This is a genomic window from Alkaliphilus metalliredigens QYMF, assembly GCF_000016985.1.
Taxonomy (GTDB): domain Bacteria; phylum Bacillota; class Clostridia; order Peptostreptococcales; family Natronincolaceae; genus Alkaliphilus_A; species Alkaliphilus_A metalliredigens.
In genome coordinates this window covers 413840-428227 of the sequence record NC_009633.1, presented here as the reverse complement: position 1 = coordinate 428227, position 14388 = coordinate 413840, and the positions used below count along the sequence as shown (strand labels likewise).

Genomic DNA, 14388 nt, shown 5'->3' with positions numbered 1-14388 from the left:
GCCTCAGCTAGAGCGACTTCCTCTTAATTTCCAGTTACATTTTCTAGAGGCCATTCTTACAGTTGCTCCTTTTACATACGCCATATAATCTCTTTGCTTCTGCTCCCTTTGTTTAGTTCTTAACTCAATAACCTTTTCCACAAATTCCTCTTTGGATGGAAGCACGTTTGTCCCCCCTTTTTTTGCAACTTATTTTGCAAATTAGCAGCTTTTATTGAGTTGTTCCTTCGTCACATCATTCATTTTCAAATGTGAATCCATACATCAGAAGTGTTTCTTTATCCATGGGTTGACCAGCTAAAAAACCTTTATTCATTAGAAACCTTCCGCTCCGAATCATCTTGACCATTCTGTCTGTATTAGCTTTGTTTGGTAGAATTCCCCGTTCCTTTAATGACTTTTTCATGTCTTCAATATCAAACTCAATGTCAATTTTGATACTAATCATTTGTTTAGCCATCCTTCTCAACCACCTTCTCCACTTCAATTCTTTTAATCATCTTCTTTAATATTTCGATTAGCCTGCTACATCCATAACCGTCCAGCCACTCAAGGCGCTCTACCTCAAACATTTTCTTTACAAATCCATTGATTCTGTCATTGTCATTGTTCCAACCTAATTCTTCTGTCATTCTGTAGATAGTCTGTCTTTGAGCCTTCGTCGAACTTCTACCACCATCATCTGTTCTTTTTTGCTTTTTCTTCTTCTTGGGCCTAACCATCGCATCAATTACTTTGTTGGCTTGCGCTTTTGTCAATTGCTTCATGCTTTCCTTCTTAGATTCTCTATAAATGATCGTGTATAGATCTTCCTTTTCTAATCCAATCTCTCTAGCAGTCGCCCATATCTTCTTTATTTGCAAACCTGTAATAACTTCCATACTGCCAGCTCCTATCTTTTTTATGAAAAAGGACTAGTAAAACTAGTCCCTATTCATCTTTTTCATATTCAACGCCGATCTTCAATGTCTCATCTACGATAACAGCATGTTTTAGTTTTTTAATTGCATCCTGAAACCCCGGTGTCCCTTCTTCGTACCCTGATACTTCCATGAAGTTCACGATTCTTTCCCAAGCTGCTGCCTCTGTAATAAAATAAGCCCAATGCTCTGCTTCTTCTTGGCTATGTCCTATAGTCTTCAGAAATTCTACATCCTTTTCAAAATTACCCTTCAGCTTCTTTTTAGCTACTTTTGCTTTACCCTCTGAAAGGTTCATTTCTTCGATGATATCTAGCACCTTTCTCTCAGTGTAATTCCCACTTACCAAAGGCCCGACGACATTCTTAAAAGGTGCTGTAAGCTTATACTGTATCTCTTCTTTAGCAAAATCCTTCAGAATGTTCTCTGGTATTACTCCTCTTAAATACTCAATGCTTACCAACTCAACCTTTTCAGCAGTGGTAACTATTGCACAGTTGCTGTCATCACCATAAAACTTTACTTGCTTTACCTTGCTATTTTCCAACGCGGATGCAGCTTCATTCTGTATGGAAAGTTTATGTTTGTTCATTTCTTTTCTGCCATCTGCCATCAGTGCATCCCACTTAGCAAGTTCATTAACCACTTTTTTGATGTTATCCATCTACCTTGTCCCCCATTTCTTTAATACATTTAGAGCATACATGGTTGTTTTGGTACCTTACCACACCATCAATAGTTCTACAGAACATACATCTTGGAGTATGCTTTGAGATTATCAACTTCCCTGCCTCTACCTCAATATCAACTGCTTGCCCTTTGTCCATGTCAATTTCTCTTCTGATGTCCGAAGGAATGGTGAACCCTCCACTTTTATTAATCTTTTTTGTTTTCATATTATTTTGCCTCCTCAATTATATTTTTTGTAAGCTCATGGAGCTCATTAACAAATTTCAATATCTCTTCCTTGGCCACAATAATGTAGTTATCATAATTTTCTTCGTTGCGAATCTTTATGGTGGCTTTATCTATTTCATATTCCATTATGTCTCCTTTATATATTGTCATTACCTTTCTTAAAGTCCCCTTCTCAGAATGTGGCGCCTCTCCTATAGCTTCTTGGGCTTTTGTTCTAACTTTTGACAATCCAGCTTCATTGATAACTTTGGTTAAGCGATCATTTGCTTTCCAATCAAGGTCAGTCTCTTTCTTGGAATCAATCTCGTCCTCTTCTTTTCTAATATTCTCGAACAGTTCATCAACTTCACTTTTATCTCTTTTTTCTGCTATCAGATCCGCGATGCCCCACTTACCATAGTAGGTTTTGATTGTTAACTTTGATAAGCCATACTTCTCACTAATTGTTTCAATAGCAGTATTGTTCCAACCATATGCTATGCATTCTTTGAGCAAGGTTTCTTTATCAATACTTTTTTTCCTAGGCACAGTCTCTGTTTCCCCCTTTTCTAATACTTCTATCGTGGTGTTCCCATTGATAACTTCCAACTTCGATGTGGTAACAATGTAACTTCCTTGATGGATGGTAATGAAGCCGTCATATTCACCTACAACGATACCTTCGAAGGATTTTGAACTCTTAGGCTTTTTAGAGTTGCAAGTGACTTTAATCCTATCTCCCTTTTGAAATTCCAACATTTCCTTTGGCTTCTACTCGATTGATAAAGAGCTTTAAAGCTCCTTTGCCGATGTATTCTTTTTCGATGTAGTTTTTTATCTCTTCAATCGTCCTTTCTTTTGTTTCTAAACCCTCCACCAGGCTATTGATATTTACCTTTAAATTTTCTTCAAGTCTCTTCCGTTGTGCAGCTCCTTCCATCTTGATCAAGACATCTTCCATTTTACGCCCTCCTTTTTATTAAGTTTTCTAACCGCTCTATTTCCTTCTGGCAGCTTCCCAGCATACGCTTCAACATCTGTAGGTCTTCTGTCATTTCATCCTCATAGTGGAGTCGGCTGGCTTTATCTTTCATCAATTGCGTTTTGTTTTCTGCACATGCTGGGTGGATGAATTGTTCATTGTAGAGAATCCAATCATCTTCCCAAACGAGATCATCACACACCCAACAGGTGTCTAAAATACAGCCACTTGCCATTACAGCATCATCATTTTACTAACCTTTTCGATTGTCTTCAGGTCAATTTCTCGTTCGTCTTCCACCAGGCGTAATACGTTTCTCAGTGTTCGATCCAATAAGCGGAAGCAGCCAGTGTTACTATTCGTGCCACGAATAATCAGTTCTTCCCTTGCTCTATCAGATATTTTGCAAAACTGTAAGTACTCAATTACTTCTTCCCTAGACAAGCCTTTAAGAGTAATGCAGAAATCTACTCTGTTAGCAAATCTGGCAATAAAGCCCTTTACCATGCTCTCTAATTTCGGTTCTCCGGCAATAACCAAACCTACTGTGTCCTGGTCAAATATTGTTCTAAGAATCTCCATCTTTTTTTGTGTGTACTTTGTAACTAGCTTGTCAGCTTCGTCCACGATTAAGAGGTACCCTCGATTCACTTCGAAAAATTCCTTAATTCCCTTGACTCTTTTCCAGATCGAACCGTAACCCTGAGGCAGCCCTATAGCTTCTTCAATAGCCTCCACTAAGTCTCTACTTCCCATGGAATCATCACATTCCACATAACACACTCGGTCTAGCTTTGCATATTCCTTCAATGTTTCGGTCTTTCCAAAGCCTGATTTACCTACGATAACACCAAGCCCTTGATCTTCTTGGCACCCCTGGCATACTCCCATGATGTCCTCCACATCTCGCGTAATGAAAAGTTCATCTCTTAGTTGTCGCACTACCTTCTCTTTTCCTGCCTGTTTTTCATCTAAAAACCTTCTGATTGCAAGTTCTAACTCGATTGATTCATAGTCACCTGATAAGTATCTAGATAATGCAGTTCTGCTGTACCCAATCTCCTTGCTTGCTTTTTCTTTACTCATGCCAGTTCTCTTTAAAAGCTCCTCCATCTCCTGTGCAAGCTCCGGTGCATTTCTATATAGTTGTACTGCCATTATTAATCATCCTTTCTATCCTAGTTTTTTTAGTGCAGCTAAGGCTTTCGCCGATTGACGTTCAAAATATTCATTCTCATCACTTTTTTGCTTTGTCTTTTTGTGTTTGAGTTCATCTTTATATTGTTCGTCCTGGGGAATCGCCACAACTTTGTCATTCTTATTCGCCATTTCAGGTGTGACAATCTTTTTATCAGCATTTTCAATAATATCTTTCTCATGCTGCTGTCTTTCCTCGTAAGTCATCTGGCGATATTTTACTTTATCAGTCTCATTTCTTAAATGACGTTTTTGATCTTTATTGTGCTCTTCAAAGGCCTTTTGTGACAGTTTTGGTGCGATTCGTAACAGTTCATAAGATACAGCTTCACAAACTTTTTTACCTTCTTTGTTATAAACATAGATTCTTGTAATATCTTCTGGATGGTACCTGATATCAACTCTTTGTCCAATGTATTTTGATAAATCTTGATTTTGATAGTAAATTGCCTTCCCATCCCGTGTAATCTTGATTCCCATGTTGGTTACACTTCGCTCTTCACTTTCTAATAAGAGACTTAAAGCATATTCCAATGGTGGCGCTGCTTTATAATATCTTTCAGCGTGGTGAAATACATCGACTGGAACAGGGCTTTCTTCCCCTTGATCCTTTAATCCGCCATGGACCCTCGTATGATACTTTTCTACCACCCATTTTTCAAATTTCTGTGCAAATTCTTCCATTGTCATTAACTCGCCATTTTCTAGCATCTTTGCAATATCTTTCTTCACCTTGGCGTCGGTCTTTGATCCCGTTAACGTGCCGGTGTAACTAATCGTTCTCTTTGTGAACTTCTCACATACAGTTCCAAAAAATCTCTCCACTTGCGCCTTGCTCCACGGTTGGAATGGAAGAGATCTCATATCATCTTCAATACCTATGCTACGGTAAAAACCTTTCACGTCTGCATCCAGTTGTACCCTGATTTTTCTAGACCTTCCTGTTAGAGATTCCGCCGTATACTCTTTCCCATTGTCAATCAAGAGATATTTACAAACCCCGTAAGGTAGTAATGAATTTACTTTAGGATAAAAAGCATTTATCAAACTCTTCTTGATGATGAGTGCATCAGGATTCTCTGCAACAGCCCAACCCACTAAAGTTCTACTTCTCATATCCAACCAACCAACCAATGCAGGACGTATTGCTTGGAGCTTTCCATTGGATCTTCTCACAGACACCCAACAGTCAAATGAATGAACATCTCCTTGCAGCACTTCCAGTACTTGAAGACTTTCAACGTCTCTTTTCCGTTTCATCATAAAATCATTCTTCCACTGCCGTTTCCCTCTAGCCACTAATGCAGTTGCCCCTTCTCCGTCTTCCTTCTCTATATGTCCAATGTATCTCCATACGGTGTCATAGCTAGGGAGAGGTAATCCTTTTTCAATTGTCCAATCCTCCAGGTCTTCGTATAGGTTTGTCAGCGGTTGATTGTTCTCTTGGAATACTTTGGAATAAAAGATATTTTCAATTTTCGTCTTCACCGGCTCCGTCAGAGACGGGAATTGGTTTTTCTCCCGTGGCTTTCGGCATAAAGCAAGAACCATGAAATAGTCATAATTTTTCTTGCTAGCTTCTTCCATGGTATCTGCCCAGGCTTTAGCTTCTATATAATCTTTCACGCGACTTAGTAACGTTCGACTGCTAACCTCTAACTTTTTTGCAATTTCCGTTGCGAATTTCGTTTTGTTTTTCCCTTCATAATTGAGATAGATTTCAATTTGCTTAGAAATCTCCACCGCCTCATAAAAATATTTACTGTAGTTCTTTCTGTACCAAGATATGTCCACTTGGGTATACCAAGGAGCTTCCTCTTTATTATCAGGAACTTCATGCTTTGCTTTATAAGTTCGTCGAGCTTTTTTAGTTAATGAGTCCAGGGCTACCATCACCCTATCCTTCCCACCGCTCTCCGACGGCTCAATTGTTGTTTCAAAGTCTTCTTTGTTACGCTGAATTTTTCTATAAAGCGTATAGTAGGCAACTCCTTCTAGCTTAGCCGCTTCCTCTATGCTAATGTATGCTTCCAAGATATCCCCCCTTTACAGTTGGCATGGGGAGAGTGTATAATGAAGGGGATTAGAACTCGTACTGTCAGTTTCTAATTATCCTAGTTTTTCGAGGTGTCGCTCTGGTGCGATGCCTCTTTTCTTTTTTGCTAAGATATTCCCCTTCATTGGTTCTCCTTTCATGCCGTTTTACTTTTTACCGCTATCTTTTTTGCCTGTTCACCTTCGATTACAGATCGAATTTTGTCACGGTAATCATAGCCAGGGCGCAGTCCATACAAAATCATAGAGAGAAACCTTTCATCTATGCCTATGCTTTCACTTAATTCTCGCTGAGTCATATCCAGCTCTAGAAGGCTTTGCTTGATCCATAGACCAAATTCTGTCATCTTGTTCTTCCTCATATGTCTCACCACCTTCCTCTTACACTAGTTGTTCCTAATGACAAATATCGTTGCAGGTCCTTCCTCTTTAATGCGAGAACCATTTCCCTTCACTTGATAAAATTGCCCCGGACTTACTTTAATCATCTTAGCTCCATGTCGATTGGCTAGTTCTTTAGCTAGCTCCTTCTCCTTGTAGTCCTTTAGCTTCTTTCCTAGTCCAAAGAACACATCATCGTCCCCCTTAACTTCTTCTTTCTTAGCAATCCCAAATGTTTCTTCGAAAGAAACACCCTCTTGCCTTGCTTCACAAATCCTACTCTTCTCATCATCGAACACCCAAAGCACATTTACTTCTAACAAAGGTTCTATTTCAAACGTCCTGCCTACGTACTTCTTCAGCACATTAGATGTATAATTTTTGTTTTTATACCTTATAGATCCACCCTTGCCAACCTTTCTTTTCTCTATCACATAAACGCCCCCTTCTTTAGCTAGCAGTAGCCAGTATTTCATCTCTTTCACTTCGTAATGCTACAATCTGTCTTTTTAGCTCCTGCTTTCTTAGCTCCACACCAGGTGTATTAAAAATGTCTATGTGCTCCTTCGCTAACCTGGTGTGTAATAATGTAATTTCTTTCAGCCTGTCCCATTGCTGCTCGTTTAAATTCCTGATATGCTGCAATGTTAGCTTCATATCTAAGCCTCCTTTCCTTTGTTTATATTTAATTGATACCTTTTAAAGGTTTGTCCCTCTTCTTTGTAGAATTTTGTGATATAGGAAGGGGGTGAACCTTATGAAATACAAACAACATGATATTAATGGGAAAGGATTTTATGTCGATCCCGAGTTACTAGCTCACGACTTAGCTATCCTGAAAATATCTAAGTCCGAAAAGCTTAAAGAGTCAACAAATGAATTTCTGTATTACCAAGCCTACATTGAAGCGCTTCATGATTTTAGAACTATGGTAGATGGCAAAATTCGTTATGACAGTACTATCTCGGTTGATAATCGTGCTAAAACTGCTTTAAGTAACGACTAATCTCTTATACTCTTTCTTGCTGGGGTCATAAGGGCAGTTCCCTCTACTCTCCCTATTGCTTCTTTTAAAACTCCAATAGTGTATAGAGCGGTTAAATTGCCCTTCCCCTCTTCTTCCATTTCATCAACTATCAATTTGATTATTTTATTAATAACTACATCTTTTTCAACCATCATTTTCACCTCCTCTCAACGTTGAATTTTCAAAGAAATATACTTATCTACATTAAATCCTTCTTTCTCCGGCACCATGCAGGGTGTGCCTTGCAGCTCTATACAGGTCTTTAAGATAAAAACCCGTGAAAGGATGTACACAATACATATGTTTGGTTAATACTTCTTAAATATGGTAAAATGTTTGTAGGAAAGTTCTAACATAATTAAATTATACCACAAATGAGAACTAAGTCAATAATTAATTCTCATTATTTCAACATAGAAACACATTAATACAAATAAGGAGAACATTAAGGGGGAGTTTGTAATGATTGAGAACTTTTCTACAGTAGGGAAAAGAATAGAAAAATCACTTGAAGTGCTTGGAATTAAAGCTGTTGATGTATGCAGATCATCTGGAATATCTAAAAACGCTATGAGTAACTACATAAATGGCAATAGAGTGCCAAATGCCGAAATTCTCGTTAAGTTATCTGATGTTCTCAAAGTTTCAATTGATTGGTTGCTAACAGGCAAGGGCAAAGGTCCTGAAAAAGCAGCTAATTTTATTTTTCAAGAACCGGTAATAGAACAGGATCTAGTAGCAGAGTCAGAAGCTTCTTACTTCCATCAAGTGGAAGACATCGTTCGTTATAACATTGAAATAGGAAAAAATATTACTCACGTTAGAGAAGATGCCAAGATGGATGTTGAGCAGCTGGCAGCAGCTATAAATATTAAACCACAGGCTTTAAAGGATTATGAGTCAGGAAAAAAGGTTATCCCTTCCTATGTGATCCACCGGATATGCAAGGAACTTTCGGTGCTTCCACTTTTCTTGCTCGATCCAGAAGAAGTAATAGATAAGGAATACAAATCCGAAAACGCAGACTTCGGGCATTCCTTGACTCAATTTGAGCAAGATACACTTCACTTTTTCAGGGAATTATCCAGGAGTGACCAGGAAGAAATTGCACATATGATTACATTCAAGCATGAAAAAGGTAACAAAAAGGGACGCTCATCCAGATCCACGAATGGAGACAACAGAAACGATGAACAAGCAGCAGCCAGTGAAAAAAAGATGGCTTAATTTTTATGTCTTTTGTTAGAGTTTTCTAACGTTATTTTTTGTCCCATTTGTTGGAGTTTTCATACAAAATACACTGTTTTTTTGTTCAATTGCTTTTTGTCTTATTTTTATCGTATTGTAGCCTTCTACCTATTGCAAAAACTTCAATTGAACAGGTTTTATCAAAAGACTCGATTTTGTTCAATTGCTTTTTGGCAATTTGCAGTGTATTTTTTACATATTATGGTTAAAAACCAACTTTGTTTTTTTATGATGAAACTCTAGTAACGGTTGATTTTACTCAATTCTTGAATTTTATTTTGTTAATTGTAACGTTCACTAACGTTTCGACTAACGGTTTTTGAGTTTTTCAAAAATGTCCCATTGCTTATTAAAATTCAAAAAACGTAAAAAAGCACTTAAACCCTTATATTACAAAGGTTTAAGTGCTTTTACGTTTGATTTTAAATTTAATTTGCATTTTAATTTGCAATTATCCCGCAGGCCTATCCCACTCCACACCGACTTCCCCCTAGGCTTCCCATGATAACTGGGTTTGTCGTGACTTAACTCGACCTATCCCGGTTCTAATTTTACCCTGTGTCTTATGCAGGTTATCTTACAAATCTACATTGATTTCCGTACCGGCTGAGCTTCTGTCGATTACGCCCTTTTCTCTATCAAATTTTACACGTTCCATATCAGGTACTTGTTTTACTAAAACAATTATTTTCATAAACGCTTCCCCCCTTTATAAAATGAAACCCATTTCATCTTTTTATCATACATCATTTTTCAATTGGTCCTACCATTTCTCGTGAATATAACGTCTATCTTACCATACAGGATTGCCTTTGTAAATGGTCCTACCAATTTAATAATAACTTAACAAACTAATTTATATTGCTTTTTAGAAACAATATTGAATTTTCAATCATTTTGATTATTCCGTCAATTTATTTTTGCAAAAAAATAACAAAGAGGGCTAAATACAGCCACTCATTGTTAAATAATTAACCTATCCTCTTGGTTATTCATAAACCACTCTTTACTAGACCTGCTTGAACATAGAATTAATCACTTCCATGTGTTCTTTGATTGCCACTTCAGCAAGTTGAGGATCCCTACTTTTCAAGGCTTCCAATATCTTTTTATGAATTGCTGACACCACTTCCTCAGTGCCACCCCCTTCCAACACCTTTATTCTGATATTATTGATAAATGCACCCATCAAACTTGACATGACATTGTAGCTATTAAGAATTAATACGTTCCTTGAGGCCTTTGCAATAATATGATGAAATTCGATGTCGTATTTAGCCTTATTCACATCATCAGTTTCTCGGATCATATTCTGATAAGTCATCTCAAGCTGTTGAATTTCTGCATCTGTTATTCTCGAAGCAGCCAATACAACAGTCTGAACCTCTATCATATTTCTAAATTGAAATATATCATCTATCCCTATTTCTTCTAACATAAATACCATGGACAAGGGCTCCGTAAGACAATCATCAAATTGTTCTTTAATAAATGTACCGTCTCCTTGTCTTCTAACAACAAGTCCAATGACTTCTAGAATTTTCAAAGCTTCTCTTATTGAATTCCGACTCACACCAAACCTAACTGATAAATCCCTTTCCGTAGGAATCTTATCCCCTTTTTTCAATATGCCCTCTTTAATTAGACAACTTATATAGTCAATTACCTGTTGATATACTTTATCCGTCTTTTGTTCCATACTCACGGCATTGCCTCCCAAAAAACATTCTCTTTTGTATAATGACTCAAACAACTCTATTGATTAAGTGGTCTTTGCTTCCTTTAATGAGGCCAAGGGTAATTCATTCGCCTTAAGCTCTATTTCCATTAACTCATCTATTCTGTCTACTACTTGATCCTGTAACCGTTGAAATCTTGGAGTATATTTATTAGCTATATTTTCTTCCCAATAAAAAGCACCTCCTGGTTTCATTTTACCAAAAGGTGTTGTTAATTGAAATAAGTTAATTTATTAAGCGCTTGACACCGTTGCCTTTTTCCTAGTTTTATTCGTTGGTTTATAAAAACTTTTCATACATTTTATACAGCTCTGATCGCTTTGCCTTTTTAGCATTATCATAAGTGGTCTTTGCTTCCTTTAATAAGCCCAAGGGTAATTCATTCGCCTTAAGCTCCCTCTCCATCTCTATTAAAAGCTCATTAAAGCTACTATCTACAGAGTCTTCAAGCATAGTAGCGGCTTGCATGTACTTCCTAGCAAAGCTTGTTCTGCTAAAGTCCTTAGTTCCTCGCTTCTCCTGATATTCCTTATACCCTATTTCCATTAACCCATCTATTCTGTCTACGACCTGATCCTGTAGCCGTTGAAATCTTGGCGTATATTTATTAGCTATATTTTCTTCCGTGATAGTAACTACTTTTTTCTCAATCATATCTACATATGAATCTTCATTTTCTTTGGAATTCTCTACGACATCCTTCTCTTTGTCAGTTTGACTAGCATCAGTTTCACCACCAACTGCCTGGGCCTCGTTTACAAGTTTCTCATCTAAATTTAAATCAGAAAAATCAAAAAAACCTATCTCAAATTCTTGGCTTATTTCGGCTCTCAGTTTTTCATTTGGACCTAGAAAATAGCGATAACCCACCATGCCTGTGGCTAATAAAAGTATTATGATAGATACAGTAATTATTAATGTTCTTTTTTTCATTTGACTGAGCTCCTTCAAACTTATTGATGTAAGTTGTCTGTCTTAATGGATGAATTATATAATTGGAAGCTCCAGTACTTTGGATTTTTCCAACTTCCAACATAGCTTCCAATATATCTGATTTTACCTTCATGAATAGTTCTTGTTTCCCTTTATATTCATGAATCTTAGAAACTAGATTCATTATCTCTGGGACCATTAATTCACTATTAATTTCCCTATAATCAAACGCTTTTAACTTTCTCACGTGCCTATTATTCAATCTATGTGCATTATTTTATCATTATTTTATGTATATAACAATTCGAATACGCAGATAAACTTTCCTATATGGAGAATATGGCCTTTTCAGGCTCTAAATCACTTTGGCAAGCTTTAGCAGAAATAAGTTAAGATAAGTTGGTGTCTGGCACCATGGGTTTTCTGTTACAAAAGAAAGACCATGACCAGCAGCACTACTCACTGCTAATCATGGTCTTTCAATTTCTCCTGACTCCATATGGACTAATCACTCCTTCCGATACTTATCTTCCATAATCTGGTACCGTTCATGGTTTATCTTATTCATCAAGGATTTTGCTATTTACTCCAGACATCATACTGATATCTCCTCTGATATTGTTTTAAAAAGTTTTTGTAACAATTTCCCACCACCTACGCTAATACTTAGAGGCGGGGGCTTCTTAGGACGTATTAAAGCGACCATAAGTTAAGTTCCTGGCACCCTTGGTTTCAATCTATATCAACTTCATTGGGAAATAGAATTTTAAGATAATCTCTTCTAGCATATAAAATGCGATAGATGGATACCGATTCATTATCTGCTTGATAAAATACAATATAACTTCCCGATACTAAATATCTAAAATCCGTTTGCACATTTACCTTCGTTGATAAATCTACTCCCAACATCGGAAATTCTTTCAATTGCTCATAACTCTCGATAATCTTTCTTACCACATTAACTGCAGCCGTAGGATTTTCCAATTCTTTCATTATATAATCTCTAATCTCGATTAAATCTTCAGTTGCCATGGGGTTTATTCTGAGTTTATGCATTGAATCAAATCCCCAGCTTTTCTTTCACCTGATCTTCTGTCATCCAATCATCATCAGTTTTAATTCGGTTTTCCGCTTCCATAAGTTTTGATAACAATTTTATAGTAGCTTGATTTTTTTCGTACTCTTCAATATCTACGATTGCAAATTTTCCTCTACCATTCTTTGTCAAAAACACCGGGGAGCCAATTGCAATATCTTTTAAAACTTCATTATAATTTCTTAAATCTGAAACTGGCTTTATATTAGGCATAATAATCAACTCCTTTAATAATATTATACCCTTATTTTACTTAAAATTCAACGTAATATACTGCGCCATTCTTAATGGTACTTCTACACTTTTTCCTTTTTCAAAGCATATTTACTTAATTTCCCGTCAGTCTTTCTACATCAAGACGTGTAAATATAGCATTAGGATATTTTAAACTCTCAGCAATTCTGCATATTTCATGAGTTTATTTAAATCTTTATCTTTTATTTTGAAGTATATTTTAAGAGCATGGTCAGTTGGTTTCAGGCACCCGGTTTTTTTGAATAAGTTGACAAGTTGGTGTCAGGCACCGCTGGTTTCCAAAACATCTTACATCTTAGATTTTTTACTTGAGTAGTTTAGGCCCCTTAAATGGGGCTTTTTATTTTACTCGTATTTCAAACAAATAGCTTTTAAAGCCTGCCTTCTCGTCCATGGTACTTTTAAGAATGGTTCTTCCTAAGAGAACACACTCCTTCCCGCCTTTGATGACGGGTTTATTCCCTGACTTATCTTGAGTGATAAGGTGATAGTTCCATTTCACCCAATTCGGTATTATAGGACCATCTGGATGAAGATAAACAGCTGCTTTTACCTTTTAAATTGTCATACAAACTTTCCTTTCATCTATATCTAGAACTCAGTAGTTGACTATAATTCAATACACTATCTTTTAAAAAACTCCAGCAGTTCAACACCGAAGTTTTATGATTTTTAACTGCTCTTTTGTTCGGTTGTTACGGCAACTTCCTCTAATGCCTTACTCTCTCTTTCCTTCTTTACAACATCCTCCAGGTAGTTTAAAAAACCTTCCCTTAGATCTTCACGTTTCAGAGCAAACTCCACAGTTGCTTCTAAGAACCCCTGCTTGTCTCCCACATCATGCCTTCTTCCTTCAAAAACATAAGCATACATGGCTTCCCTATGGGCTAGTTCCTTTAGGGCATCGGTTAATTGGATCTCTCCACCCTTTCCAGGCTTGGTATTTTCCAATATATCAAATATCTCTGGGTTAATAATATATCTTCCTAGGATTGCAATATTAGAAGGGGCTTCCTGGGGAGATGGCTTTTCTACTAAGTCCTTTACTTTGTATATGCCACCCTCAATATGCATTCCATCTACGATTCCATACTTGTTTACACTCTCTTTAGGTACTTCTTGGACCCCTAGGATCGTGGTCTTATACTCGTCATACATCTCCATCATCTGTTCCAAACAAGGTTTATCATTTTCAACAATATCATCCCCCAGCATAACTGCAAAGGGTTCATTTCCGATAAAGCTTTTCGCACAGTGGATCGCATGACCTAATCCCTTAGGCTCTTTTTGTCTTATGTAATGGATATTCACCATATCCGATATTGCTCTCACCTGCTTTAGTAATTCATCTTTACCTTTTTTCTCTAGTTCTAGTTCAAGCTCGATAGATTTATCAAAATGGTTCTCTATGGAAGATTTATTTCTTCCTGTTATAATTAGAATTTCTTCAATACCTGAATCCACAGCTTCTTCAATAATATATTGTAATGTAGGCTTGTCTACGATCGGTAGCATTTCTTTAGGTAGTGCTTTTGTTGCCGGTAAAAATCGTGTTCCTAATCCCGCTGCTGGTATGACTGCCTTACGTACTTTCATTATATTATCCCCCTTCAATAGTTCTTTACCTGATATTATTTCTTAATATTAACTTCAAC

Annotated in this window: 23 protein-coding genes; 2 read left to right on the top strand and 21 right to left on the bottom strand. The window is 37.0% G+C overall.

Annotated features, from left to right (window positions below):
• Nucleotides 1-3: 3 nt before the first annotated feature.
• From AMET_RS25490 to AMET_RS01955, 13 genes are all read right to left on the bottom strand, one after another.
• Nucleotides 4-165: a hypothetical protein gene (locus AMET_RS25490; protein WP_011971533.1), complete on the bottom strand. Its 162-nt coding sequence runs from the start codon at nt 163-165 to the stop codon at nt 4-6.
• A 70-nt stretch (nt 166-235) separates the two neighbouring features.
• Entirely contained in the window at nt 236-460 is a 225-nt protein-coding gene (locus tag AMET_RS02010) for a hypothetical protein (RefSeq protein WP_011971532.1), read from the bottom strand.
• Nucleotides 453-881, bottom strand: a complete 429-nt coding sequence (locus AMET_RS02005; protein WP_011971531.1) for a regulatory protein GemA — start codon at nt 879-881, stop codon at nt 453-455. The genes AMET_RS02010 and AMET_RS02005 overlap by 8 nt, the downstream gene beginning before the upstream one ends.
• 49 nt (nt 882-930) lie before the next feature.
• A complete protein-coding gene (locus AMET_RS02000) occupies nt 931-1584 on the bottom strand; it encodes a hypothetical protein (RefSeq protein WP_011971530.1) in 654 nt (217 codons plus the stop codon).
• Nucleotides 1577-1816: an AbrB/MazE/SpoVT family DNA-binding domain-containing protein gene (locus AMET_RS01995; RefSeq protein WP_012063120.1), complete on the bottom strand. Its 240-nt coding sequence runs from the start codon at nt 1814-1816 to the stop codon at nt 1577-1579. The genes AMET_RS02000 and AMET_RS01995 overlap by 8 nt, the downstream gene beginning before the upstream one ends.
• A 1-nt stretch (nt 1817) precedes the next feature.
• Nucleotides 1818-2576, bottom strand: a complete 759-nt coding sequence (locus AMET_RS01990) for a hypothetical protein (protein ID WP_041720237.1) — start codon at nt 2574-2576, stop codon at nt 1818-1820.
• Nucleotides 2551-2778 (bottom strand): hypothetical protein, encoded by a 228-nt coding sequence (locus tag AMET_RS01985; protein ID WP_011971527.1) that lies wholly within the window; start codon nt 2776-2778, stop codon nt 2551-2553. The genes AMET_RS01990 and AMET_RS01985 overlap by 26 nt, the downstream gene beginning before the upstream one ends.
• 1 nt (nt 2779) lies before the next feature.
• A complete protein-coding gene (locus tag AMET_RS01980; protein ID WP_011971526.1) occupies nt 2780-3034 on the bottom strand; it encodes a hypothetical protein in 255 nt (84 codons plus the stop codon).
• The gene (locus tag AMET_RS01975; RefSeq protein ID WP_011971525.1) at nt 3034-3957 is read right to left on the bottom strand and encodes an AAA family ATPase; all 924 of its coding nucleotides are present in this window, start codon (nt 3955-3957) and stop codon (nt 3034-3036) included. Before AMET_RS01975 ends, AMET_RS01980 begins: the two co-directional genes overlap by 1 nt.
• 15 nt (nt 3958-3972) lie before the next feature.
• Nucleotides 3973-6030 carry a Mu transposase C-terminal domain-containing protein gene (locus AMET_RS01970; RefSeq protein ID WP_011971524.1) on the bottom strand — a complete coding sequence of 686 codons (2058 nt, stop codon included), beginning with the start codon at nt 6028-6030 and terminating at the stop codon, nt 3973-3975.
• Between the two features lie 158 nt (nt 6031-6188).
• Nucleotides 6189-6413: a transcriptional regulator gene (locus AMET_RS01965; RefSeq protein WP_011971523.1), complete on the bottom strand. Its 225-nt coding sequence runs from the start codon at nt 6411-6413 to the stop codon at nt 6189-6191.
• 24 nt (nt 6414-6437) lie between these two features.
• Nucleotides 6438-6866, bottom strand: a complete 429-nt coding sequence (locus AMET_RS01960; protein WP_041720235.1) for a BC1881 family protein — start codon at nt 6864-6866, stop codon at nt 6438-6440.
• A 16-nt stretch (nt 6867-6882) separates the two neighbouring features.
• Nucleotides 6883-7089 (bottom strand): hypothetical protein, encoded by a 207-nt coding sequence (locus AMET_RS01955; protein ID WP_011971521.1) that lies wholly within the window; start codon nt 7087-7089, stop codon nt 6883-6885.
• A 100-nt stretch (nt 7090-7189) separates the two neighbouring features.
• On the opposite strand from AMET_RS01955, the gene AMET_RS01950 reads away from it, so the two are divergent.
• Complete coding sequence (locus tag AMET_RS01950; protein ID WP_041720233.1) at nt 7190-7438, top strand: hypothetical protein; 249 nt, start codon at nt 7190-7192, stop codon at nt 7436-7438.
• Here the strand turns inward: AMET_RS01950 and AMET_RS24730 are convergent.
• A complete protein-coding gene (locus AMET_RS24730) occupies nt 7435-7614 on the bottom strand; it encodes a hypothetical protein (RefSeq protein WP_012063119.1) in 180 nt (59 codons plus the stop codon). The two genes, AMET_RS01950 and AMET_RS24730, sit on opposite strands and share 4 nt — an antisense overlap.
• Nucleotides 7615-7921: 307 nt before the next feature.
• Between AMET_RS24730 and AMET_RS24070 the strand changes: the two genes are divergently transcribed.
• Nucleotides 7922-8686 carry a helix-turn-helix domain-containing protein gene (locus AMET_RS24070; protein ID WP_011971519.1) on the top strand — a complete coding sequence of 255 codons (765 nt, stop codon included), beginning with the start codon at nt 7922-7924 and terminating at the stop codon, nt 8684-8686.
• A gap of 1030 nt (nt 8687-9716) precedes the next feature.
• On the opposite strand, the gene AMET_RS01940 is transcribed toward AMET_RS24070, so the two are convergent.
• The 7 genes from AMET_RS01940 to galU form a co-directional block, all read right to left on the bottom strand.
• The gene (locus AMET_RS01940) at nt 9717-10406 is read right to left on the bottom strand and encodes a FadR/GntR family transcriptional regulator (RefSeq protein ID WP_041721311.1); all 690 of its coding nucleotides are present in this window, start codon (nt 10404-10406) and stop codon (nt 9717-9719) included.
• Between the two features lie 63 nt (nt 10407-10469).
• Nucleotides 10470-10640 carry a hypothetical protein gene (locus AMET_RS25480; protein ID WP_011971517.1) on the bottom strand — a complete coding sequence of 57 codons (171 nt, stop codon included), beginning with the start codon at nt 10638-10640 and terminating at the stop codon, nt 10470-10472.
• Nucleotides 10641-10725: 85 nt separating this feature from the next.
• Nucleotides 10726-11379 carry a hypothetical protein gene (locus AMET_RS01935; RefSeq protein WP_011971516.1) on the bottom strand — a complete coding sequence of 218 codons (654 nt, stop codon included), beginning with the start codon at nt 11377-11379 and terminating at the stop codon, nt 10726-10728.
• A 732-nt stretch (nt 11380-12111) separates the two neighbouring features.
• Entirely contained in the window at nt 12112-12438 is a 327-nt protein-coding gene (locus AMET_RS01930; RefSeq protein WP_011971515.1) for a type II toxin-antitoxin system RelE/ParE family toxin, read from the bottom strand.
• Nucleotides 12439-12442: 4 nt separating this feature from the next.
• Nucleotides 12443-12691, bottom strand: coding sequence for a type II toxin-antitoxin system prevent-host-death family antitoxin (locus AMET_RS01925; RefSeq protein WP_011971514.1), 249 nt, complete (start codon nt 12689-12691; stop codon nt 12443-12445).
• Between the two features lie 382 nt (nt 12692-13073).
• Nucleotides 13074-13235 carry a hypothetical protein gene (locus AMET_RS26125; protein ID WP_198135379.1) on the bottom strand — a complete coding sequence of 54 codons (162 nt, stop codon included), beginning with the start codon at nt 13233-13235 and terminating at the stop codon, nt 13074-13076.
• Nucleotides 13236-13405: 170 nt separating this feature from the next.
• Complete coding sequence (gene galU, locus AMET_RS01920) at nt 13406-14329, bottom strand: UTP--glucose-1-phosphate uridylyltransferase GalU (protein WP_011971513.1); 924 nt, start codon at nt 14327-14329, stop codon at nt 13406-13408.
• Nucleotides 14330-14388: the final 59 nt, after the last annotated feature.